We start from the raw sequence: 23,913 nt of genomic DNA on the forward strand, positions 1-23,913 counted from the left end.
CTCAGTCCAGCAGCGACAGGGTCACCGGCGTCCGGTGGTTGTCCTCGACCCGCACCTCCAGTTCGCCTTCCGCCAGGCGCGCCTTCAGGCGCTGTCCCGGCTGGGTCTGGCCGGCATCGCGGATCGCCCGGCCACGCTCGTCGAGGAGGATGCTGTAGCCGCGGCCCAGGGTCGCCAGCGGGCTGACCACGTTGAGCGTCTGCGCCAGTCCTTCGAGGCGCTGACGACGATCCTTCAGTACCTCACGGGCGGCGCGCGGCAGGCGCGCGGCGAGGCTGTCGAGCTTCTGCCGGAGCAGCGCCAGGGTGCGGCCCGGATGCTGTGCGGCGAGACGTGTCTCCAGGCGGACCAGGCGTTCGTGGCGGACCGCCAGCTGGCGCTCGAAGGCACGGCGCAGGCGCATGTCCTGGTCGTCCAGGCGCTGCGCCTGCTGGCGCAGGCGTTCGCCGGGATGGCGCAGGCGGCGGGCGACGCCTTCCAGGCGCAGGCGTTCGCGCAGCAACTGGTCGCGCATGCGCAGCACCAGGCGCCGGCGCAGGCCGTCGAGACGCTGCTGCAGGTCGCCGGCGTTGGGCGCCAGCAGTTCGGCGGCGGCCGAAGGCGTCGGCGCGCGCACGTCGGCGACGAAGTCGCTGATCGATACGTCGGTCTCGTGTCCGACCGCGCTGACGATCGGCGTGGCGCAGGCCGCCACGGCGCGCGCCACCGCTTCTTCGTTGAAGCACCAGAGGTCTTCCAGGGAACCGCCGCCACGGGCCAGGATCAGCGCGTCGAAGCCCTGCCGGTCGGCCAGTTGCAGCGCGCGGACGATCTGCGCGACGGCCTCGCGGCCCTGGACTGCGGTGGGCACCAGGGTCAGCTCGACCTGCGGTGCGCGGCGGCGAAACACGCTGATGATGTCGCGGATCACCGCCCCGCTGGGCGAACTGACGATACCGATGCGGCGCGGATGGGCGGGCAGCGGACGCTTGCGTTCGCTGGCGAACAGGCCTTCGCCGGCGAGTTTTTCCTTCAATGCCTCGAAGGCCAGGCGCAGGGCGCCGTCGCCGGCCGGCTCGACGGTATCGGCAATCAACTGGTAGTCGCCGCGTCCCTCGAACAGCGAGATCTTCCCGCGCACCTTTACCGCCAGCCCGTCGCGCAAGGCCTGGCGTACGCGCAGGGCGTTCTGCCGGAACAGCGCGCAGCGGATCTGCGCGTTGCTGTCCTTGAGGGTGAAGTAGACATGGCCGGAGGCCGGCCGGGCGAGGTTGGACAGCTCGCCCTCGACCCAGACCTGCGGGAACACGTCTTCCAGCAGCAGGCGGGCGCGCTGGTTCAGTTGGCTGACGGTCAGCACCTCGCGATCGAGGCCGAGCCGTTGGAAGGGATCGTTACGCATGGGCGGCATGATAAGGCGGCGCACCGGGATGTGCGATCAATCCTTGGCTTCGTTCGGCAGATTCTCCAGGAAATATTCGACGAAGCCTTCCACCAGGGGGCTATCGTCGCGTCGCCAGGCCAGCGCCACCTCGCTGTATGCCTCGGCCTCGGCCAGAGACATGAAGCGCACGGCGGGCGGTGCGATGGCGCGCATCGAGGCGGGCACCAGGGCGACGCCGAAGCCGGCCTCGATCAGTTGCAACTGGCTGGTCTTGCGCGACAGCGCGCGCGCCGGGCGTGGGTAGAAACCGGCGCCGAGGCAGAGTTCGGCGGCGCGATAGCTGAGGCCGCCGCGTTGCAGGTGGGGAATGGAGACGAAGGTTTCTCCGGCCAGGGCGGCCAGGGCCACGGGGGCTTCACGCCGGGCCAGCGGATGGTCGGCGGCGAGAGCCAGGAGCAACGGCTCGCGGTACAGGGCGCGGAGGTGCAGCCGGGGATGCTGGCGCAGCACCGGCAGGCGCAGCAGGCCAAGGTCCAGGCGTCCTTCGGCGAGATCGGCGAGTTGCTGCTCGGAGGATTGCTGGGTCAGTTCCAGGCGGACGCCGCTCTGCGCCGCGAGGTAGCCGCGCAGCGCCGCTTGCAGGCCGCCCACCAGCGGCACCGAGCTGGAGTGCCCCAGGCGCAGCAGGCCATGGCCGCCTTCGCCGACCTCGCGAGCCAGGCGCCGGGCGGCCTCCAGGTCGCCGAGCAGGCGCTGCGCGCGTGGCAGGAAGGCGCGACCGGCCGGCGTCAGCTCGACCTGGCGCGGACCGCGGCGGAGCAGTGGGGTGCCGATGCTGTCCTCCAGTTCGCGCACCTGCCGGCTGAGCGCCGACTGGGCGACGAACAGGCGTTCGGCGGCACGGCTGAAGCCGCCGGACTCGACGATTTCGACGAAGTAATGGAGTTGCCGCAAAGAGATCATCGGAAGATTCCCCATGCCTTTTCGAGATGGCTACAGGGCTCGGATTGTATTGGCTGGCGCGCCGTTGCGCTCGCTAGAGTGCGCAGGTCGTCGTTCCGGGAGTCGCCATGTCCTCGCTCGATCCGTCAGTCCTGTTCGCCGCCCTGCCGTTCAGCCTATGGCAATGGCTGCTGGTCGAACTGGCCATCGTCCTCGCCTATGTGGTGTTCGGCATCGCCGGCTTCGGCACCGCGCTGGTCGCCGGCCCGTTGCTGGCCGGGGTGCTGCCGCTGTCGCAGATCATTCCGCTGCTGGTCCTGCTGGATTTCAGCGCGTCGTTCGGCAACTGGCTGCCGGCGCGGCGGCAGATCGCCGTCACTGAGCTCAAGCGTCTGCTGCCCTGCATGCTGCTGGGCTGTGCGCTCGGGGCGTACGGACTTCTGGCGCTACGCGCGGAGCTGCTGATGCTGGCCCTCGGCGTGTTCGTCAGTTTCTATGCGCTCTACGCGCTGTTCCTCCAGCCACGCGGCCAGCCGCGCTGGCGGGCGACCTGGGCGTTGCCCTTCGGTGTCTTCGGCGGGCTGTTCGGCGCGTTGTTCGGCAGCGGCGGCTTCCTTTATTCGCTGTACCTGAACGGACGCCTGGCGAGCAAGGAGCAGATGCGTGCCACCCAGAGCGCGCTGATCGGTTGTAGCACCTTCGTCCGCCTGGGGCTGTTCCTGCTCGCCGGGCTGTATGCCGCGCGCGAGCCCTGGCTGCTCGCCGCCTGCCTGCTGCCGGGCATGGCGCTGGGCCTGTGGATCGGCCGTCGGGTGACTCTGCGTCTGTCGCGTGAAGCCTTCGTCCGCCTGGTCACCTGGCTGGTGCTGTGCAGCGGCCTGGCGCTGGTCGGGCGCTACCTGGCCGCTTGAAGCGGCTGCGCCGGGCACAGGCCGAACTGTGCGGCCAGCTCTTCGAGGCGCTGGCGCTGGAAGTCGCGGAACGCCGCGTTGGGCTGCTGCAACTCGATGAAGTCGCGCAGCGGGTCGCGCACCGCGCTGCGCACGCCGCTGAGTTCTTCGATCACAGCCAAGCCGCAGAACGGCACGTAGGCTTCCGAGTAGCCGCCTTCGTGGACCACCACCAGGCGTCCGCCGGCATGCCGCTCGGCCGCGTCGCGGATCATCGCGGTCATCGCCCGGAAGCTGTCGCTGTGCAGTTGCATGCGTGCCAGCGGGTCCACCGCGTTGGCGTCGAAGCCACTGGCGACCACGATCAATTGCGGGCGGAAGCGCTCCAGCGCCGGCAACACGATGCGTTGCATGGCCTGCATGTAGGCGTCGTGACCGCCGCCGGGAAGCAGCGGCACGTTGAGGTTGAAGCCACGACCGCGATCCTCGCCGATGTCTTCGGCGCCGCTGTAGCCAGGCGGGAAGCAGCCGTCCTGATGCAGGGAAATGCTCAGCACGTCGTCGCGCCGGTAGTAGATCGCCTGGGTGCCGTTGCCGTGGTGCACGTCCCAGTCCAGCACCGCGACCCGCTCGACGCCGTGGCGCGCCTTGGCCGCCTCGATGGCCACGGCGATGTTGGCGAAGAAACAGAAGCCCATCGCCTGGTCCGGCAGGCAGTGATGACCTGGCGGCCGCGACAGCGAGTAGGCGTTGTCCGCCTCGCCGGCGAGCACCGCGTCCAGCGCGGCGATGGCCAGGCCGGCGGAGAGCCGGGCGATCTCGTAGCTGCCCGGGCCGATCGGCGCGTCCTGGCCGAGGCTGCCGCCGCCGGCGTCGCTCAACGCCTTGAAGCGTTCCAGATAGTGCGCCGGATGCACGCGCAGCAGGTCCTCGTCGCTCGCCGGCGGTGCGCTGCGCAGTTGCAGGCGGGCGGTCAGGCCGGACACGTCGAGCAGGCTTTTCAGCCGGCGCTTGGTTTCCGGTGATTCGGCGTGTCCGGCGGCGGCAGGCGGTTGCACCCAGCCGCCGACCGGCAGGGTCAGCGCGTGCGGGCCGGCGGCGTGCCAGAGGCAGAGTTCGTCGAAGAAGAAAGCGGTACGTCGGGTCATGGCGGGTATCCGTGGTTCGGGAAAGGGTTTCAGCGTGGCCGGCAGGCCAGGGCCAGCAGCAGCGAGAGGGCGGCCAGGCCGGCGGCGATCGGCAGCAGCGGGAGGAAACCGCCGCTGCCTTCGATGAGTCGTCCGGCCAGCGCCGGGCCGATGGCCAGCCCGCCGCCGATGACCAGGTTGGAGGCGTTCATCAGGCGGCCGGATCGGTCCAGGTCGGCGAGGCAGGCGAGGATGAACGGCAGGGCGAAGGTCCAGGTGAACTTGAACAGCAGCGCGGCCAGGGCGAAGCGCGCCAGCGGTGGCTGGCCGATCAGCAGGAGGATCGCCGCGGCCATCGCCAGGTAGCCGCCGAGCAGCATCAGGTCGCGCGGCAGGCGGTTGCCGATGAAGGAGGCGCAGGCCGCCCCGGCGATGCCCATCAGGGTGGCGACGGCGAGTACCTCGCCGCTGGCGCCGGCACCGATCCCCGCGCCTTCGGCGATGGCGCCGATGAAGGTCCAGACGCCGCTGAGGCTGATATAGAAGGTGAGCACGGCGAGGATACCCAGCCCGACCCGCAGTCGCGAGTGAACCGCGCCGGTACTGGCGCGGGCTTCCGCTGGCGGGCTGCCACTGGGGAAGGCCCGCGACAACGGCAGGGCGAGGCCCATCAGGCCGGCCAGCAACAGGTAGCAGGCGGCTAGGCCGAAGCGTTCGAACAGCGCCGGCAGCAGTGCCAGGCCGACGGCGCCGACCACCAGTTGGCCCATCACCCAGAGCCCGTAGACCCGGCTCGGGATGGCGGTGCTGGCGGCGCTGGACAGGCAGAGGATCATCAGCGAGCCGCCGGCGAGGGCGCTGCAGAAACGCAGGGCGAGCAGCAGCGGGTAGCTGCCGGCCAGCGCCGAGGCCAGGTTGGCGGCGATGAACAGCAGGCCGGCGAGCAGCGCCGCGTGGCGCCAATCGACGCGTTTCAGCCAATGGAAGGCCGGCAGCGTCGCCAGGCTCATGGCGCCCAGCTCCACCGAAAACAGGTCGCCGACCCGCGCCGGGCTCAGTTGCCACTGGGTCGCCAGTTGCGCGGCGACGGCGGGGGCGGTCATCAGGATGGTCGGGGTGATCGCGGCGAACACCACGATGGCCGCGAGCAGCGCGAGGTTGCCGGACGCCGGAGAGGCGCTGGCGAGAGTCTTGTCGGAAGCGCTCATGGCTGCGCCTCCTCAGAACACATGGACCAGGCGCAACAGGGCCTGGCTGCCATGGAAAGCATTGTCGGTGGCGACGTTGCGCGAGAGACCGAACATCAGGCTGTTGCGCCGGTCCAGCCAGTGGCCTAGCTCGAAGCCGAGTTGGGTGTAGCGCTGGTGGGTGTCGTCGAGGGTATGGCCCTGCAGCTTCAGTTCGCCGCCATCGGCGTGCACCAGCTTGAGGGCGCCGTAGGTGCTCTGGCTGAAGTCGTAGGAGGCGAAGGCCTGCAGGCGATAGAGCGGTTTCTGTTCCAGGTCGCTGCCGAAGTAGTCGTCGTTCTTCGCGTAGAACTGCGCTTCCAGGTTGGCTTCCAGCACCCAGTCGCGGCCGATGCCCTGGGTGTAGTTGTAGACGAAGGTGGCGCCCCAGCGGTTGGCGCCGGGCGAGACATCGGGGTTCTTCGCGTGGTACTCGCCCAGCGGCAGGGTGATCAGGGTCAGCAGGCCGCTGTAGCGGCGCCGTTCCGGGTCGTTGATGAAGAACAGGGTGCCGCCGACCTGGGGATCGCCGAAACCGGTCTCGCCGGTATGCCCGGCGCTGCCGGGCAGGCGCGCATCGATGTCGACGAAGGGAATGATGAACTGCGGCGTGCAGAGAGTGCCGCAGATGTCGCTGAAGAACACCTGGCGGTAGGCCATCGCGTTGGTCTTGAGTTCGGCCTTGCCGTTGCGATCGGCCGGTCCGTGGAACTCATGGGCGCGGGTCGCCGGCAGGTAGAGCACGCCGAGCGTGGTGCCCGCCGGGGCGCCGAAGAAATCGCGGGCGTTGAGGTCGGCGGCGCCGGCCTCGGCGCCCAGCAGGAGCGGGATGCCGAGCAGCGCGAGGGCGCTGGCGGTCGGTGCGGCCATCGAGGCGGTGCGGTGGGTCATGTGTCGGTCTCCCCGGTCGTTGTGTGCCCGGCGTTCGTCGCGCCGGTGGTGGTTGCGCCTTTTCGCAGGCGAAAGGGCGCCCATGCCGCCCATGGCGGGGCGGGCGAAGCGGTGATGGCAGGGGTGGAGGGCTGTCAGCCAGGCGGGAACTGGTGCAGCAGGTGGGCGATGCTCGCCTTGTCGTTGACGCCCAGCTTGGAATAGATGGTGCGTATGTGATGGCGCACGGTGTTCGGCGCCAGGCCGAGGTCGCGGGCGATCTGCTTGTAGGTCTTGCCTTCGCTGAACAGCAGGGCGACGTCGCCTTCGCGATTGCTCAACTGTTCGATCGCGCTCGGTTGCCGCGCGGTGAGCAGGTAGAGGTCGCCGACCTGCCGCGAGTCGATCACCAGGCGCGCATCGCGATAGCCCTGCGGGCTGGTTTCCTCCGGCAACTGCGGACCGGTCCAGCCCGGCCAGGCGCCGAGCAGCAGGTCGACGAAGCCGCGTTCGGCGCAATGCAGCACGCCGTAGCGATCGCATACCGCCATGGCCAGAGCCTGGCGTTCGAGGGATTCGCGCAGGGCCACCAGGGTACGGATCTGGTTGGCCGAGACGGCCGCGGCCAGGTGCGCCGAGAGTTGCCCGAGGAGCAGCTTCTCCTGGTCCGCGAAGGGCGGGCCGCCAGGCGTGCGATAGAGGGCGACATGGTCGCTGAGGCGGGTGATCGGATCGACGTGGATCACGCAGAGCAGCTCACCGATGTCGTGACGCGCGCCAAGCCAGCGCAGCCCGGCGGTGGCCTGCATGTCGACGGCCACGGCGGTGCCCGGGCGGGCGTGTACCAGTCCGACGGTGATGTCGTCGTGGCTGATCGATTTCCAGTCCTCGACATAGTGCTCTTCGAGGTTGAACAGGTGTGCGCTGTGCTCCACCGGCACGCCGTCGATCAGCGCCGCGCGGCCCCACCAGGCACGCTGGAACGGCACCAGTTGCTGCAGACGTTCCAGCGCGGTGCGATGGAAACGCTCCAGGGTCTTGTCGCGCGCCAGCCGGTTGATGTCCAGCACGGCGGCGCCGAACGCCGCGAGCAAGGCTGCGGATGACGAATGCGGGTCAGTGCTCCCTTTCATTCTCTCCCCCGTCCCACTTTTATAGTTCTTGGAATCGGCGTCCCGCCGCCTGGGCGGTCGCTGGGTGACGTACGCAGTATCCGGCCATCCGCCGCCGCGCTGCCATCCTGCAAATGCGGGATAGGACAGGCGGAACGGGGCCTGGCGGGCGCCTTGCAAGATATTTGCCCATTCGCCGTTTTCGGCGATCAACTGCGTTGAGCGGAAGCCCGTGGCTGGGTATAATGTCGCGCTTCCATTTTTCCCGTCTGGGAGCGCCCGCCATGCTGCGAATCAGTCAAGAAGCCCTGACTTTCGACGACGTCCTTCTGATCCCCGGTTATTCCGAAGTCCTGCCCAAGGACGTGAGTTTGAAAACTCGCCTGACCCGCGGCATCGAACTGAACATCCCGCTGGTATCCGCCGCGATGGATACCGTGACCGAAGCCCGCCTGGCCATCGCCATGGCCCAGGAAGGCGGCATCGGCATCATCCACAAGAACATGGGCATCGAGCAGCAGGCCGCGGAAGTCCGCAAGGTCAAGAAGCACGAAACGGCCATCGTCCGCGACCCGGTCACCGTGACCCCCTCGACCAAGATCATCGAACTGCTGCAGATGGCCCGCGAGTACGGCTTCTCCGGTTTCCCGGTGGTGGAGCAGGGCGAGCTGGTCGGTATCGTCACCGGTCGCGACCTGCGGGTGAAGCCGAACGCCGGCGATACCGTCGCCGCGATCATGACCCCGAAGGACAAGCTGGTCACCGCCCGCGAAGGCACCCCGCTGGAAGAGATGAAGGCCAAGCTCTACGAGAACCGCATCGAGAAGATGCTGGTGGTCGACGAGAACTTCTACCTGCGTGGCCTGGTGACCTTCCGTGACATCGAGAAGGCCAAGACCTACCCGCTGGCGTCCAAGGACGAGCAGGGCCGCCTGCGCGTCGGCGCCGCCGTCGGCACCGGCGCCGATACCGGCGAGCGCGTTGCCGCGCTGGTCGCCGCCGGGGTCGACGTGGTGGTGGTGGACACCGCCCACGGCCACTCCAAGGGCGTGATCGAGCGTGTGCGCTGGGTCAAGCAGACCTTCCCGGACGTCCAGGTGATCGGCGGCAACATCGCCACCGCCGAGGCCGCCAAGGCCCTCGCCGAGGCTGGCGCCGACGCGGTCAAGGTCGGCATCGGCCCGGGCTCGATCTGCACCACCCGCATCGTCGCCGGTGTCGGCGTGCCGCAGATCTCCGCCATCGCCAACGTTGCCGCCGCCCTCGAAGGCACCGGCGTACCGCTGATCGCCGACGGCGGCATCCGCTTCTCCGGCGACCTGGCCAAGGCCATGGTCGCCGGCGCCTACTGTGTGATGATGGGCTCGATGTTCGCCGGTACCGAGGAAGCGCCGGGCGAGATCGAGCTGTTCCAGGGCCGTTCCTACAAGTCCTACCGCGGCATGGGTTCGCTGGGCGCCATGTCCGGCTCCCAGGGCTCGTCCGACCGCTACTTCCAGGACGCCTCCGCCGGCGCCGAGAAGCTGGTGCCGGAAGGCATCGAGGGTCGCGTGCCGTACAAGGGCGCCCTGTCCGCCATCGTCCACCAGCTGATGGGCGGCCTGCGCGCCGCCATGGGCTACACCGGCAGCGCCGACATCCAGCAGATGCGCACGCAGCCGCAGTTCGTCCGGATCACCGGCGCGGGCATGGCCGAGTCCCATGTCCACGACGTCCAGATCACCAAGGAAGCCCCCAACTACCGGGTTGGTTGAGGCTGATTGAAATGAGTGCTGCACGGGGCTGTTCGATTCAGCCCCGTGTCGTTTTCGAATTCCGTAGCGAGAGATGGCCATGTCCCAAGACATTCACGCCCACCGTATCCTGATCCTCGATTTCGGCTCCCAGTACACCCAACTGATCGCCCGCCGCGTGCGCGAGATCGGCGTGTATTGCGAAATCCATCCCTTCGACATGAGCAACGAGGCGATCATCGCCTTCGCGCCGCGCGGCATCATCCTCGCCGGTGGCCCCGAGTCGGTACACGAAGCCGACAGCCCGCGCGCGCCGCAGGCGGTGTTCGACCTGAAGGTGCCGCTGTTCGGCATCTGCTACGGCATGCAGACCATGGCCGAGCAGATGGGCGGCAAGGTGCAGGGCTCCGACCTGCGCGAGTTCGGCTACGCCCGCGTCGACGTGGTCGGCAAGGCGCGCCTGCTGGACGGCATCGAGGACCACGTGGACGACGACGGCGTGCTCGGCCTCGACGTGTGGATGAGCCACGGCGACAAGGTCACCGAGATGCCGGCCGGCTTCCACATCCTGGCCAGCACCCCGAGCTGCCCGATCGCCGCCATGGCCGACGATGCCCGCGCCTACTACGGCGTGCAATTCCACCCGGAAGTCACCCACACCAAGCAGGGCCTGCGCATTCTCTCGCGCTTCGTCCTCGACATCTGCGGTTGCGCCGCGCTGTGGACCCCCTCGAACATCGTCGACGACGCCATCGCCACCGTGCGCGCCCAGGTCGGTTCCTCCAAGGTCCTGCTAGGCCTCTCCGGCGGCGTGGACTCCTCGGTGGTCGCCGCGCTGCTGCACAAGGCCATCGGCGACCAACTGACCTGCGTGTTCGTCGACAACGGCCTGCTGCGCCTGCACGAAGGCGACCAGGTGATGGCCATGTTCGCCGAGAACATGGGCGTGAAGGTGATCCGCGCCAACGCCGAGGACAAGTTCCTCGGCCGCCTGGCCGGCGTCGCCGACCCGGAAGAGAAGCGCAAGATCATCGGCCGCACCTTCATCGAAGTCTTCGACGAAGAAGCCACCAAGCTGCAGGACGTGAAGTTCCTCGCCCAGGGCACCATCTACCCCGACGTGATCGAGTCGGCCGGCGCCAAGACCGGCAAGGCCCACGTGATCAAGTCGCACCACAACGTCGGCGGCCTGCCGGAGGACATGCAGTTCGAACTGGTCGAGCCGCTGCGCGAACTGTTCAAGGACGAAGTGCGCAAGATCGGCCTGGAGCTGGGCCTGCCCTACGACATGGTCTACCGCCACCCGTTCCCCGGCCCGGGCCTGGGCGTGCGCATCCTCGGCGAGGTGAAGAAGGAGTACGCCGACCTGCTGCGCCAGGCCGACCACATCTTCATCGAGGAACTGCGCGCCTTCGACTGGTACCACAAGACCAGCCAGGCGTTCGTGGTGTTCCAGCCAGTGAAATCGGTCGGCGTGGTCGGCGACGGCCGTCGCTACGCCTGGGTCGTCGCCCTGCGCGCGGTGGAGACCATCGACTTCATGACCGCGCGCTGGGCGCACCTGCCCTACGAACTGCTGGAGAAGGTCTCGAACCGCATCATCAACGAGATTGCCGGTATCTCCCGGGTCACCTACGACGTGTCGAGCAAGCCGCCGGCGACTATCGAGTGGGAGTGAAGCCACTTCTTCCCTGGTGATTCATCCGAAAGACAACGGCCGTAAGGCCGTTGTCTTTTATGGCTCCGCCGAAAGCCTTGTGGCTCCGCCAAATGATGTCTGTATAGCGTTGGCTGGTGGTCCAGCAACTGTTTAACGGCCGTTTTACGGTTGAATCGGCCCGTCGATCATGAGATATACTGCTTCGCTTTAATGATGCTTTGCTAATTGTCATGGCAGCTTTTCAGTGAAAAGTGTCGGTTTCTCGGGGCTGTCGAAATTTCGCAGCATTTTTGGGGTTTCATTGTTTCAGAGGCGAGTTTCGGGATGAAAATAAAGGCCGCGTTGATTGTTGATGATCTTTCATTGAGTGAGTGGCAAAAGCGGGCGATTGAAGACTCTTCTGAGTATCTTGATATTCAATTGGTTCTCAGTTGTCGTAATAGCGCGACCAAGAAAAGTGTCATCAAGCATTGCGGGTATTATTTTCTCAATATTCTTTCCCTGAAGAATGATATGACTCGTCGAGTGCAGTTAGACTCTCGTGGCTCAGAAGTCATTCATTTCGATTCTGATTACGAAGGGGCCTGGCAGCGCATCCCGGAAGATGTCTGCGCCCGAATTCTGGATAAGGGAATAAAGCTGGTCATCAAGTTTGGCATGTCTCTGCTCCGCATCGATGGAGGATTGCAGAGGCTGGACATTCTTTCCTACCACCATGGCGATCCAGAGTACTACAGGGGGCGGCCCGCGGGCTTTTATGAGATCTATGAAAATGCAGACAGCGTCGGGATCATAGTCCAGAAGCTCTCCAACAAACTGGACGCCGGCGAGGTCTTGGTGCGCGGGTACTCCAAGGTTCATCACCACTCCTACAAGAAAACCTCAAGAAACTTTTATCTGAATTCGGTCGTGCTGCTTCGCAAGGCGCTTGTCAATTACTCTCGGGGAGAGCAGGTGGTATTAGAAAAGCTGGGCAAAAACTACCGTCTGCCCAGCAATTTCACCGTCTTCAAGTTTTTCTGCAAGACTATCTTCCGGGGGCTTGCCCGGCTATCGTACGGGGCGTTTTTCGAAAAAAAATGGAATGTCGTTGCGCTTCCTTACAACGATATTCCTTCGTTGCAAGAATTGTCCGTCTCAGCAGGAAAGATTCCGAAGGTGGAGAAGGGGTATACTTTCTACGCCGATCCTTTCTTTAGTGCGGACGGTAAGCTGATACGTCTCGAAGCCTTGAATGCTAGCAACGGTCTGGGTGAAATCATTGAATTGAAGGCCCAGAGTCTTGACTTTTCACGTGTGATCTTGAAGGGGAATCATTTTTCCTATCCCTATTCGTTCGAGGCGTCTGGTGTCGAATATCTGATACCGGAAGTCGCCTCTCATTCCGCTCCCTGTCTTCTGCCTCCTCCTTTCGCTCTGGAGAGCAAGAAGCTATTCCAGGGAATGGAGGGTGAGCGGATTCTGGATGGCACGCTTTTCGAACACGGGGGCAGGTACTACCTGTTCTGCGGCCAGGCGGTATCAGGTTCGGACAACCTTTATCTTTATGTCGGCGAGAGCCTGGAAGGACCCTACACTTCCCATCCCTGTAACCCTGTGGTGATGAATCCCGGCTCCGCACGAATGGGCGGGCGTATCTTCAAGGAGGGAGGAAAGCTTTACCGGTTCGGTCAGAACAACTCCTATGGTTATGGAAGCAGTCTGGCCGTAAACGAAATCGAGGTGCTCGATCCAGAGCATTATTCGGAGAAGCGTGTAGCAAACCTGGCGTTCCAGGACGCACGCGGTCCGCATACCATCGACATTCATGGGCAAACCATGATCCTCGATTTCTACCAGGACAGATTTTCGCTTCTGGCGGGGTATCGCCGTTTGGTGGCCAGGCTGCTCAGCAAGGGCTGAGCCATTTCCGCGTCGCCAGCAAGTTACCCACGAACTGGGCGGAGCGACTACTGGTCGTAGAGACGCACATGGGGCAGGGTGGCCGACAGGTCGCCGTCTTCTATGTATGCGTCTTGGCAGGCCGGCGAATTTGTGATGTTAGCCATCGATTTTCTTCGCTCGGCGGCGGAAGCTTCTGTGGTTTTACCTATTCCCGAGCAAGCGAGGGAGCGGCTTCAACAAGCAAGTACAAGTCAGGCTCATGTCGAACGGTTATCCACCAAAGTATCGCTCTGATATTGATGGCTTGCGCGCAGTGGCGGTGCTTTCCGTCATTGTGTTCCATGCCTTCCCGGAAGTGTTCGGTGGAGTGACCTGCCCCCAGTTTTAGTACAGCTGCCTAGTTAGTAGGCCCTGGGGTTGATATCAATTTTTCCTGCTTCAGCTGCTGTTGGCGAGTTCGCCAACGTACAGCAAATTCTGCGCCGTCCCGTGCTTTTCTTGCAGCGGTGATGAAACAGCTGCTTACGGGATCGGACGATCTCGATAGGAAACTGGATTCCGCTGCATTCGGAATCCAGTTTTCCACTTCGATAATGACCCTCGTCCCAAGAGCCAGCGCTATCCGCCTGGCCGCTTCCGCATGCGAGGAGAGTTCTCATGGCTATCAGGCAAACCCCCATCAATTCGGGATTCGGAGCGAAAACGCAGGCCAGCGAGGTGATGGCGGGGCGAGACCTCTCCGGAAAGACCGCCATCGTGACCGGCGGCTACTCCGGTCTTGGCCTGGAAACCACGAAGGCGCTGGCCGACGCGGGCGCGCGGGTCATTGTTACGGCGCGCAGACCGGATGTGGCAAGGGAGGCGCTGCTCGGGCTCGACGAAGTCGAGGTGCAGGCGCTCGACCTGGCCGAGTTGGCCAGCGTGCGTCGGTTCGCCGAGGCCTTCTCCGCCTCGCGCCGTCGTGCCGATATCGTCATCAACAACGCCGGTGTGATGGCCTGTCCCGAGACCCGCGTAGGCCCGGGCTGGGAAGCGCAGTTCGCGACCAATCACCTTGGCCACTACGCCCTGGTGAACCTCTTGTGGCCGTCGCTCGCGGATGACGCGCGAGTGGTCGCCGTGTCCTCCGCCGGGCACCGCTACTCGGCGATCCGCTGGGACGACGTGCAGTTCGAACGGGGCTACGACAAGTGGCTGGCTTATGCGCAGTCGAAGACTGCCAACGCCCTGTTCGCCATCCAGTTGGATGCGCTGGGTCGCGAGAGGGGTGTGCATGCCTTCGCATTGCATCCGGGCAGCATCGCCACACCGTTGCAACGCCATGTTCCACGGGCGGAGATGATCGCCCTGGGCTGGATGGACGAAGCCGGCAATCCGGCCAGCCCCGACACGCTCAAGACCCCGCAGCAGGGGGCTGCCACCCAGCTGTGGGCTGCGACCTCTCCGCTGCTGGCGGGGATGGGCGGGCTCTACTGCGAGGATTGCGACATCGCAGGCATCGCGCCGGACGACTCGCGCACCCTGGCCGGCGTACGCGAGCATGCGATCGATCCGGAGCAGGCCCGCCGTCTCTGGAGGCTTTCGGCGACGCTCACCGGGATCGACGCATTCGCGTCCTAGTCGAGCACACGGAAGACGTCGCGGATACCGCGCTTTCTGTCCATCAAACAAGCACCGGGATCGATCGAATGACCTCCAGCAGCGTAGGGAAAGGTATTGCCATCTCCGGCATGTTCTTCATGCTCGGATTGTGTTTCGGGAGCCTCAGCTCCCGGATGGCCACGATAAAAGACGGACTCCAGCTTTCCGACGGGGTGTTCGGCAGTGCGCTTTTCGCCATGTCGGCCGGGGTGGTGCTCTCGTTGCCGGTATCCGGCTGGATGATCGCGAAGCTCGGCAGCAGAAACGTTGGAGTAACGGCGATTCTCGCGAACGCCGTTCTGCTGTCGTTGGTTCCCTTGGCTTCTAGCGTCTACCAGCTTGCTGCTCTGTTGTTCGTATCGGGGTTCTCCTATAGCGCGGTCAATGTGTCGAACAATACCCAGGCAAGCCTGTCGGAGGCGCTCATCGGAAAGACCGAGTTACCGTTTTTCCACGGTATATGGGGGTTGGCGGGATTCGTCGGCGCCGGGTTCGGGGCGTTGATGATCGGGCAGGACTTTGCCTTGTCCACGCATTTCGGCGTGATATCGGTGATCGCCTTCCTGGCCGCCCTGGCCTGCTGGCGCTTTCTCCACGACCAGCCTGGCGCGGAGCGGGTCGGGCGGGCCTTCACGATGCCGGACAGGAGGCTTTTCAACTACGGGCTGATCGTTTTTTTCTCGATGGCCTGCGAAGGCATCATGTATGACTGGAGCGTCGTCTATTTCCAGGACGTGGTCTCGGCCGAGCGGCAACTGGTCGGAGTCGGCTTCATGGTGTTCATGGGCGCCATGACTGTCGGCCGGCTTCTGCTGAACCGAGTCGCCGACCGTTTCGGTACGCGCAGCACCTTGCAGTGGAGCGGGGGGCTCGCCTTGATCGGCATGGTCACGACGATCGCCTATCCGAGCCTGCTGGCGTCGATCATTGGCTTCTGCCTTGTCGGTCTCGGCATCTGTACCGTCATTCCGCTGGTGGCGGGGGCCGCCGCCCGCTCCTCGAGCATGGCGCCGAGTTCGGCTATCGCAGCCGTTCTGACGATCGGATTCCTGGGCACGTTGATCGGCCCGCCGCTGATCGGCTTTCTCTCCGAAGCGTTCGGCCTGCGTTATGCCTTCGGCGCGTGCGTGGTCCTGGCCATCGGGATCATCCTTCGGGCGGGAAAGATACCGTGGCAAGCTCCGTCGGTCGTTTGACCATGCGCTCGACCGCTCGGGGAACCTGCCGCATGGGCGGTTCGCCGAGCGCTATGCCCTGCTGGCCTGCCGGCTGCGATAGTCTCTGGGCGAGCATTTCATGATGCGTTTGAAGGCGTTGCTGAAGGCGCTGTCCGAGCCGTAGCCCAGGGTTTGCGCGATCGAGGAAATCGTCGCTTTGCTGTCGCGCAGGGCGCGAGCCGCCAATTGCATACGCCAGTGCGATACATATTCCAGCGGCGCCAGTCCCGCGGTTTGCTTGAAACGCAGGGCCAGCGTGGAGCGCGAGGTACCCGCTACGTCGGCCAGGCGCTCGACCGTCCAGACTTTGGCCGGCTCGGCGTGGATCGCCCGGATCGCCGCGCCTATGCGCGGATCGGACAACGCCAGCAGCCAACTGGGCGTGTCGCTGCCCTTGCCGGCGAGATAGAGGCGCAGCACCTGCGCCAGCATGATGTGGCCCAGGTGGTGAGCGATCAGCGCGCTACCGGGTGACGGGCAGGAAAACTCATGGGCCAGTCGGTGCAGCGCCCAGCTCAGTACGGATGCCTGGTCCGAATCGCTTTTCACGACGGTCACCGGAGGCAGCCCGTCGAACAGCAGGTTGGCTTCTTCGCCAAAGGCGAAGCGACCGCCGATCAGGAAACAATCCTCGCTTTCCCCATAGTGCGCGACGCCGTCAGGGGCATCTCGGTAGAGCAGCGTGGCGTCGGCGGCGGGAAGGGATAGATCGCTGCCGACCAGCAGCGGACTGCGGCAGGACACCAGAAAGCAGTCGCCCGCTTCCAGTCGGATCGGCTCTTCCATGCCGTCGGTGGCCAGCAGGCAAGCGCCACGGACTACCACGTTGAACTTCACACCTTCCGGTGCCGGAAAGCGGAGTGCCCAATCGCCGCCGGTCTTCAGGGCGCCGAAGGAGGAGTCCTGGCTGTTGACCAGGGAAAGGACTTCGGAGAGAGGATCCATTGATGCTGGACGATCGCGATAGAAGATAGGAGTTTTTTGCATTCTAAGTCCGGAGATGTTTTCTCACAATGAGATTGCATCAGGTTGCCATCGACTCGGAGAACAGCATGCACGACAGACAGTTTCACATGCCTCCCGCTTTCGGCGGTGAGGCCAGCGACAGTGTCGCTCTCGCGGCGGGAGAGAAGCGATGATCAACCGTCAGATCGTTCTGAGCGAGCTTCCCCGGACTGCGCTCGCTGTCCGGCATTTTCAGGGGCGCGAGGTGCGTTGTCCGGTTCCGGCCGACGGTGAGCTGTTGCTTCGTGTCCTGTACATACCGCTGGACGCCGCCAGCCGGGCCTGGATGCAAGGCGCGACCTATCGCCCCGGCCTCGTGGCCGGGGAGGTGATGGCGGGGTTGGGACTGGCCGAGGTGGTGGAATCGTGCTCGGCGTCGTTCCAGCCCGGCGACCTGGTCTGTGCCGAGACCGGCTGGCAGACTTTCGCGGTCGTGCCGGCGGCCGGGCTCATCAGGCTGCCGCGCCTGGAGCCCCTCACGCATCTGCTCAGCGTCTACGGCGTAGCAGGCCTGACGGCCTATTTCGGCCTTCTCGAATGCGCCAGGCCGGTGCAGGGCGAAACGCTGGTAGTGTCTGCCGCCGCCGGTGCCGTCGGCTCTATCGTCGGGCAGATCGCCAGGATCAGGGGCTGCCGTACCATCGGCATTGCGGGAGGCGCCAGCAAATGCGCCTGGCTGGTTCGTGAACTGGGTTTCGACGCGGCACTCGACTACAAGACGGGGACGCTGGCCGATGACTTGCGGCGGACCTGTCCGGACGGGATCGACGCGTATTTCGACAACACTGGCGGTGCAATCCTCGATGCCTGCCTGCCGAACATGGCGGAGCATGGACGGGTCGCCTGTTGCGGCGCGATTTCGCAATACGACCTGGACCGACCCGCCGCCGGTCCTGCCGGGATCCCCGGGCTACTCATCATCAAGCGCCTGACGTTGCGCGGATTCCTTCTTGGCGACTTTCTCGAGAGCAGAGAGCGGGCGCTCTCCGATCTCAAGGCATGGGTCGACTCCGGGCAGATCAAGGTATACGAGGATGTGCTCTACGGGCTGGAAAGCCTGCCGGCGGCTCTGGTCGGCCTGTTGAATGGCGAGAACTTCGGCAAGCGCATCGTGAAGGTAGCCTGAGCGTAGTCCGCGACCAGCGATCCGCCGCTGGCGCTGGGGAGCTCTTTTGCTTGCTGCAGGTCAGCGGGAGTGTATTTGTTCCGAGCGAGAACTCGCCTTGTGGGCGTGGAAATGAGAAAATCTATCATTTCCCAGCCGCAGTACCGCGAAGGTGAAGGCTCCATGACATTTACCCGTAGACAAGTGCTCGGCGGCCTCGCCGGGCTGGCGGTGGTCGGCCTCGGCGCCGGCGGCGCGCGCTTCTGGCTGGCGCGTCCGCAGGTGGCGCAGGAGTACGACTACGAACTGATCGCCGCGCCGCTGGACCTGGAGATCGTCCCGGGCTTCAGCAGTCCGGCGCTGGCCTATGGCGGCCAGTGCCCCGGCGTGGAGTTGCGGGCGAAGCAGGGCGAGTGGCTGCGGGTGCGCTTCACCAACAGGCTGGACGAACCGACCACCATCCACTGGCACGGCATCCGCCTGCCGATCGAGATGGACGGCGTGCCGTACATTTCCCAGCCGCCGGTGCAGCCGGGCGAGAGTTTCATCTACCAGTTCAAGACCCAGGACGCCGGCAGCTACTGGTACCACCCGCACCTGATGAGCAGCGAGCAGCTCGGCCGCGGGTTGGTCGGCCCGCTGATCATCGAGGAGCGCGAACCCACCGGGTTCCGCCACGAGAAGGTTCTCTGCCTGAAGACCTGGCACGTGGACGAGCAGGGCGCCTTCACCCCCTTCAGCGTGCCGCGCCAGGCCGCGCGCGAAGGCACCCGCGGGCGCTATTCGACGATCAACGGCAAGCATGTGCCGACCATCGACCTGCCGGCCGGGCAGATCGTCCGGGTGCGCCTGCTGAACGTCGACAACACCGTCACCTACCGTCTCAACCTGCCCAACGGCGAGGCGAGGATCTATGCCATCGATGGCCATCCGGTGGAACCACGCGGCTTCGAGGGGCAGTACTGGATCGGTCCCGGGATGCGCCTGGAGCTGGCGCTGAAGGTGCCGGAAGCGGGCACCGAGCTGTCCCTGCGCGACGGGCCGGTACGCCTGGCGACGATCCGCAGCGTGGCCAGCGCCGAGGCACCTGCCGGCGACTGGCCGAAGCCGTTGCCGGCGAATCCGGTGAGCGAACCGGACCTGGCCAATGCCGAGAAGATCGGTTTCCGTTTCGAGTGGGTCGGGGCGATGTCCGATACCAGCGGCAAGAATCCCTATCCGTCGTTCTGGCAGATCAACGGCAAGGCCTGGGAAGGCGGCGAGGAGCACAAGCACAACGCGCCGCCGCTGGCCAAGCTCAAGGAAGGCCAGAGCTACATCTTCGAGCTGCGCAACATGGCGCAGTACCAGCACCCGATCCACCTGCATGGGATGGCCTTCAAGGTGCTGGATTCGGATCGCCGGGAGATCATCCCGTACTTCACCGACACCTACCTGCTGGGCAAGAACGAGACTGCCCGCGTGGCGCTGGTGGCGGACAATCCGGGCCTGTGGATGTTCCACTGCCACGTCATCGACCATATGGAGACCGGCCTGATGGGGACCATCGCGGTCGGCGAGGCCTGGTGCGGGTGACTAAGCTGATCAGCAACGGCAAGGGCTACCCGACGGTAAAAGGCGTGCGTCCGATCATCGATCGCAGCCGGGACCCGCATTTCATGCGCGAGGCCCTGGCAGAGGCGGAAAAGGCCGCGGCCCTCGGCGAAGTGCCGGTGGGCGCGGTCCTGGTGCGCGAGGGCGAGATCATCGGGCGGGGCTTCAACCGGCCGATCAGTAGCCACGATCCCAGTGCCCACGCCGAAATGCTGGCGATCCGCATGGCAGCGGCGGAGGCGGGCAACTACCGGCTGCCAGGCAGCACCCTGTATGTGACCCTGGAACCCTGCAGCATGTGTTCCGGACTGCTGGTGCACGCACGCATCCAGCGCCTGGTGTACGGCACGGTCGAGCCCAAGTCGGGCGCAGTGGAAAGCCGTGGGCGATTCTTCGAGCAGGAGCATCTCAACCATAGGGTCATGGTCGAGGGTGGCGTGCTGGCGGAAGAATGCAGCCAGGCGCTCTCGGCGTTCTTCCGCGCGCGGCGCGAAGCGGCGAAGAAGCCTCGCGAAGACTGACGGATGTTTCTCTTTTCGAACGCTCCGGCTGAAACGTTAAAGCACGTCCTTGCCCCTTCCTCTCCTTCAAAAGCCATCTGCATCAATTATTTATCCGGATATTTCGGACGATCGGCATAGGCGTAAAGTCGTAGTCGCCGCGCGCTTCCTTCGTCGAATTGTGTGATATTTTGCACGGCCGCTTGAGCAAGCGGCCCGCAGGCAATGGCTTCAGGTGAGAGCGAGCCCGCCTGCGGATACCCCCGCCGGACCGCGCAGCCGAAAAGCGCGGCCGGTCCGGAGGCGTCCGCGATTCCCGGCCCTGCATTGTCCTCGAAGAAGGCCATCGGTACGGCGGTCCTGGCCGCCTCCCGCACAATGCCAATTCGAAATGCAGGGAGTTGTTGTCATGAGTGATACCCGGGTCCAGCAGTATCAGGATCACGCCGGGGCGGAAGCCGTCGATTCCTCGGGACTGGAGGTCAAGCGCCTGACGTTCCTCGAGGCGGTGGCGATGATCGTCGGAACCAACATCGGCGCAGGCGTGCTGTCCATGGCCTACGCCAGCCGCAAGGCCGGCTTCATGCCATTGCTGCTCTGGCTGGCGGTGGCCGGCCTGTTCACCACCATTTCCATGCTCTACGTCTCGGAAACCGCCCTGCGCACGCGCACCCACAACCAGTTGAGCGGCCTTGCCCAGCGCTATGTCGGCTCCTTCGGCGCCTGGGCGATCTTCCTGTCCGTGGCGGTCAACAGCATCGGCGCGCTGATCGCCTACATGAGCGGCAGCGGCAAGATCCTCAGCGCCTTCTTCGGCATCAGCCCGGCCCTGGGCAGCGTGCTGTTCTTCATTCCGGCCGCCGGCGTGCTGTACTTGGGGCTGAGCGCCATCGGCAAGGGCGAGAAGTTCATCAGCATCGGCATGGTCAGCATGATCCTGATCCTGGTGGCGGCCACCCTGCTCAACGACAATACCGAGTTCGCCCGTCTGCTCGACGGCGACTGGATCTACATGGTGCCGGTATTCAACATCGCGGTGTTCTGCTTCTCCGCCCAGTACATCGTCCCGGAGATGGCCCGTGGTTTCAGCCACGCCCCGGAGCGCCTGCCGAAGGCGGTGATCACCGGGATGCTGACCACCTTCGTCCTGCTCAGCATCGTGCCGCTCTCGGTGATCGCCCTGACCGGCCTGGAGAACCAGTCCGAAGTCGCCACCCTGGCCTGGGGCAAGGCGCTCGGCGAATGGGCCTTCTTCACCGCCAACACCTTCGCCCTGTGCGCCATGCTGACGTCCTACTGGGGCCTGGGCGGTAGCTTCCTGACCAACATCTTCGACAAGTTCCACAAGCTCGGTCCGGAGAACCGGCCGAAGACCCGCCTGCTGGTGCTGGCGATCGTCGCGCTGCCGCCGTTCGTCCTGGCCTACAGCGGGCTGGTCGGCTTCGTCAACGCGTTGTACTTCGCCGGGGCCTTCAGCGGGGTGATTCTCTCGATCATGCCGATCCTGATGCTGCGCTCGGCGCGTAGGAACGGCGACTTCGAGCCGGCCTGGAAATGCGGCTGGATCGCCCATCCGGCGATCCAGGCGGTGATCGTGACGATCTACCTGGCCAGCGCCGCCTACGCCATTTGCAGCGCCATGAACCTGCTGCCGGCCGGCTGGTAGGTCATCGCTGCCGGAAGAGGCCGCCATAGGGCGGCCTTTTTCATGGGATTTATTTTATCCGGATAATATTGTCGCTCTATTTATATCCGGGTATTATTCGGGCGTTCCATCCATGGGAGCCTGTCATGGCCAATGATCCATACATCCAATCCTTCACCTGCTTCGACGGCACGCGCCGGCTGCTGACGGCGGCGCTGCCGGAGGTCGCGCTGGCCTTGAAGCAAGCGGTCGCCGGCGGTGCAGCCGGACCGCTGCTGGTATTCGACAATGCCACTGGGCGCTCCGTCGATCTCGATATCCGTGGTTCCAGCGAGGACCAGCTGGCGCGCCTGGTCGTCGCAGGCGAGCGGCAACCGGCGGAGGAGGCCGCGCCGCGCGGGCGCGGGCGGCCGAAGCTGGGCGTGGTGGCGCGCGAGGTGACCTTGTTGCCGCGCCACTGGGAATGGCTCGCCGCGCAGCCCGGGGGCGCCTCGGTGGCGCTGCGCAAGCTGGTCGAGGAGGCGCGCCGCAGCCAGTCCGGGCGTGCGCGGCAGGCGCAGGAGCGCGCCTACCATTTCATGAATGCGATGGCCGGCGACCTGCCGGGCTTCGAGGAGGCGACGCGTGCGCTGTTCGCCGGGGATCGCGAGGGCTTCGCCGAGCGGATCGCCGGCTGGCCGACCGATGTGCGCGAGCACGCCGCCTGGCTGGCAAGCGACGGAGAATCCTGAGGGGAGGGGGCGGCTAGAGTTTCTCGTCGCCGCTGTCTTCTTCCGGGCGCGTCTTGTTCACGCCGGGCAGGTGCAACCCGCTCTCGGCGATCTGGCTGCCTTCCATCTGCGGCTGGGTCACCCAGGTGAGGATGTCGTAGTAGCGCCGCACGTTCTGTACGAAGTGCACGGTCTCGCCGCCGCGCGCATAGCCGTAGCGGGTCTTGGCGTACCACTGCTTCTGCGCCAGGCGCGGCAGCATCTTCTTCACGTCCAGCCACTTGTTCGGGTTGAGGCCTTCCTTCTCGGCCATCTTGCGCGCGTCTTCCAGGTGCGCGCCGCCGATGTTGTAGGCGGCCAGGGCGAACCAGCTGCGGTCCGGTTCCTTGATGCTCTCGGGCAGTTCGCTGCGGATCTGCACGAAATACTTGCTGCCGCCCTGGATGCTCTGCTTCGGGTCGAGCCGGTTGGACACGCCCATCGCCTGGGCGGTCCGGTTGGTCAGCATCATCAGGCCGCGCACGCCGGTCTTGGAGGTGGCGCCGGGCTGCCACAGCGATTCCTGGTAGCCGATGGCGGCGAGCAGGCGCCAGTCGGTATCCAGCTGCTTGCCGCTCTGCTTGAAGTGGCTTTCGTAGCGCGGCAGGCGTTGCTGCAGGTGCTGGGCGAAGGTGTAGGCGCCGACGTAGCCGAGTACGTCGACATGCCCGTAGTAACGGTCCTTCAGGCGTTGCAGCAGGCCTTCCTTCTTGGCCTGGTCGAGGAACGCGTTGACCTCGTTCATCAGGCTGTCGTCGTCGCCCCCCGGCAAGGCCCAGGCCAGCCCGCGGGCTTCGCCGAAGTCGAAGGCGACGCGGACGTTGGGGAAGTACACCTGGTTCATCGCCAGTTCGTTGGAGTCGACCAGGGTCAGGTCGATGTCGCCGACGTCGACCATGCGCAACAGGTCGACCACTTCGACAGCATCGGATTCTTCGTACTTCAGTTCGGGATACTGCTTCTTCAGCTCGGCGAGCTGCTCCGCGTGGCTGCTGCCCTTGAGCACCATGATGCGCTTGCCGACCAGGTCTTCCGGGCGGGTCGGGCGCTGCTGGCCGTTGCGGTAGATGATCTGCGGGGTGACGTCGAGGTAGGTGTGCGAGTAGCGCACGCTGGCGTCGTCTTCGCGTCCCGGGGTCAGGCCGGCCGCGGCGAGCGCCGGGCCGCCCTCGCGGGAAAGCTGGGCATAGAGGTCGTCGAGGTTGTCGGCGGTCTCGATCTTCAGCTCGACGCCGAGGCGCTCGGCGAAGCGCTTGGCCAGTTCGTATTCGAAGCCGGTTTCGCCGTTGCGGTCCTGGAAGTAGGTGGCCGGGCTGTTGCGGGTGATCACGCGCAGTACGCCCTCCTTCTGCACGCGCTCCAGGGCGGTAGGGGCTTTCGCCTCGCTACAGCCCGCAAGCAGCAGAAAGATGCCGGTCGCCAACAGCCAGGCGGCGCAACGTAAGCGGTACGCGGTCAGGGCAAACATCGGCGCAGTATACGCAAAGGCGAGACGGCGCCATATCTCGACAGCCGGGACCTTCTCTGCTATCGCCGGGATACCGTTCGTCCGCCGTTTCGCTTGCCCCGTCGCAGAGCGCTGCGGCGCCGTTCTCGAAGTGCTTCGAAGCGGGCCGCCGCGGATCCGATGGAGGGCTATGCGATAGCCATC

20 protein-coding genes are annotated in these 23,913 nt (G+C 65.3%); 11 read left to right on the forward strand and 9 right to left on the reverse strand.

Translation table 11 applies throughout. The features are described from left to right. Nucleotide 1: 1 nt before the first annotated feature. Together xseA and ACTJJX_RS08610 are read right to left on the reverse strand one after the other, a co-directional pair. Nucleotides 2-1,381, reverse strand: a complete 1,380-nt coding sequence (gene xseA / locus ACTJJX_RS08605) for an exodeoxyribonuclease VII large subunit (protein ID WP_003105402.1) — start codon at nucleotides 1,379-1,381, stop codon at nucleotides 2-4. 36 nt (nucleotides 1,382-1,417) lie between these two features. Beyond that, complete coding sequence (locus ACTJJX_RS08610; RefSeq protein WP_003137872.1) at nucleotides 1,418-2,326, reverse strand: LysR family transcriptional regulator; 909 nt, start codon at nucleotides 2,324-2,326, stop codon at nucleotides 1,418-1,420. 107 nt (nucleotides 2,327-2,433) lie between these two features. On the opposite strand from ACTJJX_RS08610, the gene ACTJJX_RS08615 reads away from it, so the two are divergent. Next, nucleotides 2,434-3,216 carry a sulfite exporter TauE/SafE family protein gene (locus tag ACTJJX_RS08615; protein ID WP_003118316.1) on the forward strand — a complete coding sequence of 261 codons (783 nt, stop codon included), beginning with the start codon at nucleotides 2,434-2,436 and terminating at the stop codon, nucleotides 3,214-3,216. On the opposite strand, the gene ACTJJX_RS08620 is transcribed toward ACTJJX_RS08615, so the two are convergent. From ACTJJX_RS08620 to ACTJJX_RS08635, 4 genes are all read right to left on the reverse strand, one after another. Next, on the reverse strand, nucleotides 3,201-4,343 hold the full coding sequence (locus ACTJJX_RS08620) for a class II histone deacetylase (protein WP_003119301.1): 1,143 nt from the start codon (nucleotides 4,341-4,343) through the stop codon (nucleotides 3,201-3,203). The two genes, ACTJJX_RS08615 and ACTJJX_RS08620, sit on opposite strands and share 16 nt — an antisense overlap. Nucleotides 4,344-4,372: 29 nt before the next feature. Beyond that, a complete protein-coding gene (locus tag ACTJJX_RS08625) occupies nucleotides 4,373-5,530 on the reverse strand; it encodes an MFS transporter (protein ID WP_016852507.1) in 1,158 nt (385 codons plus the stop codon). A 12-nt stretch (nucleotides 5,531-5,542) separates the two neighbouring features. Continuing rightward, nucleotides 5,543-6,439: a transporter gene (locus ACTJJX_RS08630; RefSeq protein WP_004345610.1), complete on the reverse strand. Its 897-nt coding sequence runs from the start codon at nucleotides 6,437-6,439 to the stop codon at nucleotides 5,543-5,545. 134 nt (nucleotides 6,440-6,573) lie between these two features. After that, nucleotides 6,574-7,551 carry a helix-turn-helix transcriptional regulator gene (locus tag ACTJJX_RS08635; protein ID WP_003119304.1) on the reverse strand — a complete coding sequence of 326 codons (978 nt, stop codon included), beginning with the start codon at nucleotides 7,549-7,551 and terminating at the stop codon, nucleotides 6,574-6,576. A gap of 263 nt (nucleotides 7,552-7,814) precedes the next feature. Between ACTJJX_RS08635 and guaB the strand changes: the two genes are divergently transcribed. From guaB to ACTJJX_RS08660, 5 genes are all read left to right on the forward strand, one after another. Then, entirely contained in the window at nucleotides 7,815-9,284 is a 1,470-nt protein-coding gene (gene guaB, locus ACTJJX_RS08640; protein ID WP_003092702.1) for an IMP dehydrogenase, read from the forward strand. A gap of 79 nt (nucleotides 9,285-9,363) precedes the next feature. Next, on the forward strand, nucleotides 9,364-10,941 hold the full coding sequence (gene guaA / locus ACTJJX_RS08645; protein WP_003105901.1) for a glutamine-hydrolyzing GMP synthase: 1,578 nt from the start codon (nucleotides 9,364-9,366) through the stop codon (nucleotides 10,939-10,941). A 306-nt stretch (nucleotides 10,942-11,247) separates the two neighbouring features. Beyond that, nucleotides 11,248-12,825: a glucosamine inositolphosphorylceramide transferase family protein gene (locus ACTJJX_RS08650; RefSeq protein WP_016852508.1), complete on the forward strand. Its 1,578-nt coding sequence runs from the start codon at nucleotides 11,248-11,250 to the stop codon at nucleotides 12,823-12,825. 639 nt (nucleotides 12,826-13,464) lie between these two features. Continuing rightward, entirely contained in the window at nucleotides 13,465-14,427 is a 963-nt protein-coding gene (locus tag ACTJJX_RS08655) for an SDR family NAD(P)-dependent oxidoreductase (RefSeq protein WP_016852509.1), read from the forward strand. Nucleotides 14,428-14,495: 68 nt separating this feature from the next. Then, complete coding sequence (locus ACTJJX_RS08660; protein WP_016852510.1) at nucleotides 14,496-15,644, forward strand: MFS transporter; 1,149 nt, start codon at nucleotides 14,496-14,498, stop codon at nucleotides 15,642-15,644. 51 nt (nucleotides 15,645-15,695) lie between these two features. On the opposite strand, the gene ACTJJX_RS08665 is transcribed toward ACTJJX_RS08660, so the two are convergent. Continuing rightward, nucleotides 15,696-16,610, reverse strand: a complete 915-nt coding sequence (locus tag ACTJJX_RS08665) for an AraC family transcriptional regulator (protein ID WP_003162432.1) — start codon at nucleotides 16,608-16,610, stop codon at nucleotides 15,696-15,698. A 190-nt stretch (nucleotides 16,611-16,800) separates the two neighbouring features. On the opposite strand from ACTJJX_RS08665, the gene ACTJJX_RS08670 reads away from it, so the two are divergent. From ACTJJX_RS08670 to tadA, 3 genes are all read left to right on the forward strand, one after another. Beyond that, a complete protein-coding gene (locus ACTJJX_RS08670) occupies nucleotides 16,801-17,796 on the forward strand; it encodes an NADP-dependent oxidoreductase (protein ID WP_016852511.1) in 996 nt (331 codons plus the stop codon). 162 nt (nucleotides 17,797-17,958) lie between these two features. After that, nucleotides 17,959-19,350, forward strand: coding sequence for a multicopper oxidase family protein (locus tag ACTJJX_RS08675; RefSeq protein WP_003092698.1), 1,392 nt, complete (start codon nucleotides 17,959-17,961; stop codon nucleotides 19,348-19,350). After that, entirely contained in the window at nucleotides 19,341-19,889 is a 549-nt protein-coding gene (gene tadA, locus ACTJJX_RS08680; protein ID WP_003092697.1) for a tRNA adenosine(34) deaminase TadA, read from the forward strand. The genes ACTJJX_RS08675 and tadA overlap by 10 nt, the downstream gene beginning before the upstream one ends. 86 nt (nucleotides 19,890-19,975) lie before the next feature. Here the strand turns inward: tadA and ACTJJX_RS08685 are convergent, their stop codons facing one another. After that, complete coding sequence (locus ACTJJX_RS08685) at nucleotides 19,976-20,215, reverse strand: hypothetical protein (protein ID WP_152959661.1); 240 nt, start codon at nucleotides 20,213-20,215, stop codon at nucleotides 19,976-19,978. 62 nt (nucleotides 20,216-20,277) lie between these two features. Between ACTJJX_RS08685 and ACTJJX_RS08690 the strand changes: the two genes are divergently transcribed. Further along, nucleotides 20,278-21,534 carry an aromatic amino acid transport family protein gene (locus tag ACTJJX_RS08690; RefSeq protein ID WP_003105913.1) on the forward strand — a complete coding sequence of 419 codons (1,257 nt, stop codon included), beginning with the start codon at nucleotides 20,278-20,280 and terminating at the stop codon, nucleotides 21,532-21,534. A gap of 125 nt (nucleotides 21,535-21,659) precedes the next feature. Beyond that, nucleotides 21,660-22,244 (forward strand): DUF2239 family protein, encoded by a 585-nt coding sequence (locus ACTJJX_RS08695; protein WP_003122118.1) that lies wholly within the window; start codon nucleotides 21,660-21,662, stop codon nucleotides 22,242-22,244. 13 nt (nucleotides 22,245-22,257) lie between these two features. Here ACTJJX_RS08695 and mltF read toward each other — a convergent pair whose 3' ends face one another. After that, on the reverse strand, nucleotides 22,258-23,730 hold the full coding sequence (gene mltF / locus ACTJJX_RS08700; RefSeq protein WP_003104806.1) for a membrane-bound lytic murein transglycosylase MltF: 1,473 nt from the start codon (nucleotides 23,728-23,730) through the stop codon (nucleotides 22,258-22,260). Nucleotides 23,731-23,913: the final 183 nt, after the last annotated feature.

Origin of the sequence: Pseudomonas sp. 22490, from assembly GCF_052044465.1 — a bacterium.
GTDB lineage: Bacteria > Pseudomonadota > Gammaproteobacteria > Pseudomonadales > Pseudomonadaceae > Pseudomonas > Pseudomonas aeruginosa.

Excerpts from the sequence above, each read along its gene's own strand:
- guaA (WP_003105901.1), top strand. The coding sequence starts at position 9,364 with ATGTCCCAAGACATTCACGCCCACCGTATCCTGATCCTCGATTTCGGC.
- ACTJJX_RS08665 (WP_003162432.1), bottom strand. The coding sequence starts at position 16,610 with ATGGATCCTCTCTCCGAAGTCCTTTCCCTGGTCAACAGCCAGGACTCC.
- ACTJJX_RS08660 (WP_016852510.1), top strand. The coding sequence starts at position 14,496 with ATGACCTCCAGCAGCGTAGGGAAAGGTATTGCCATCTCCGGCATGTTC.
- ACTJJX_RS08635 (WP_003119304.1), bottom strand. The coding sequence starts at position 7,551 with ATGAAAGGGAGCACTGACCCGCATTCGTCATCCGCAGCCTTGCTCGCG.
- ACTJJX_RS08695 (WP_003122118.1), top strand. The coding sequence starts at position 21,660 with ATGGCCAATGATCCATACATCCAATCCTTCACCTGCTTCGACGGCACG.
- ACTJJX_RS08615 (WP_003118316.1), top strand. The coding sequence starts at position 2,434 with ATGTCCTCGCTCGATCCGTCAGTCCTGTTCGCCGCCCTGCCGTTCAGC.
- ACTJJX_RS08655 (WP_016852509.1), top strand. The coding sequence starts at position 13,465 with ATGGCTATCAGGCAAACCCCCATCAATTCGGGATTCGGAGCGAAAACG.
- ACTJJX_RS08690 (WP_003105913.1), top strand. The coding sequence starts at position 20,278 with ATGAGTGATACCCGGGTCCAGCAGTATCAGGATCACGCCGGGGCGGAA.
- ACTJJX_RS08685 (WP_152959661.1), bottom strand. The coding sequence starts at position 20,215 with ATGGCCTTCTTCGAGGACAATGCAGGGCCGGGAATCGCGGACGCCTCC.
- ACTJJX_RS08625 (WP_016852507.1), bottom strand. The coding sequence starts at position 5,530 with ATGAGCGCTTCCGACAAGACTCTCGCCAGCGCCTCTCCGGCGTCCGGC.
- ACTJJX_RS08670 (WP_016852511.1), top strand. The coding sequence starts at position 16,801 with ATGATCAACCGTCAGATCGTTCTGAGCGAGCTTCCCCGGACTGCGCTC.
- ACTJJX_RS08610 (WP_003137872.1), bottom strand. The coding sequence starts at position 2,326 with ATGATCTCTTTGCGGCAACTCCATTACTTCGTCGAAATCGTCGAGTCC.
- ACTJJX_RS08675 (WP_003092698.1), top strand. The coding sequence starts at position 17,959 with ATGACATTTACCCGTAGACAAGTGCTCGGCGGCCTCGCCGGGCTGGCG.
- xseA (WP_003105402.1), bottom strand. The coding sequence starts at position 1,381 with ATGCGTAACGATCCCTTCCAACGGCTCGGCCTCGATCGCGAGGTGCTG.
- ACTJJX_RS08650 (WP_016852508.1), top strand. The coding sequence starts at position 11,248 with ATGAAAATAAAGGCCGCGTTGATTGTTGATGATCTTTCATTGAGTGAG.
- mltF (WP_003104806.1), bottom strand. The coding sequence starts at position 23,730 with ATGTTTGCCCTGACCGCGTACCGCTTACGTTGCGCCGCCTGGCTGTTG.
- guaB (WP_003092702.1), top strand. The coding sequence starts at position 7,815 with ATGCTGCGAATCAGTCAAGAAGCCCTGACTTTCGACGACGTCCTTCTG.
- ACTJJX_RS08620 (WP_003119301.1), bottom strand. The coding sequence starts at position 4,343 with ATGACCCGACGTACCGCTTTCTTCTTCGACGAACTCTGCCTCTGGCAC.
- ACTJJX_RS08630 (WP_004345610.1), bottom strand. The coding sequence starts at position 6,439 with ATGACCCACCGCACCGCCTCGATGGCCGCACCGACCGCCAGCGCCCTC.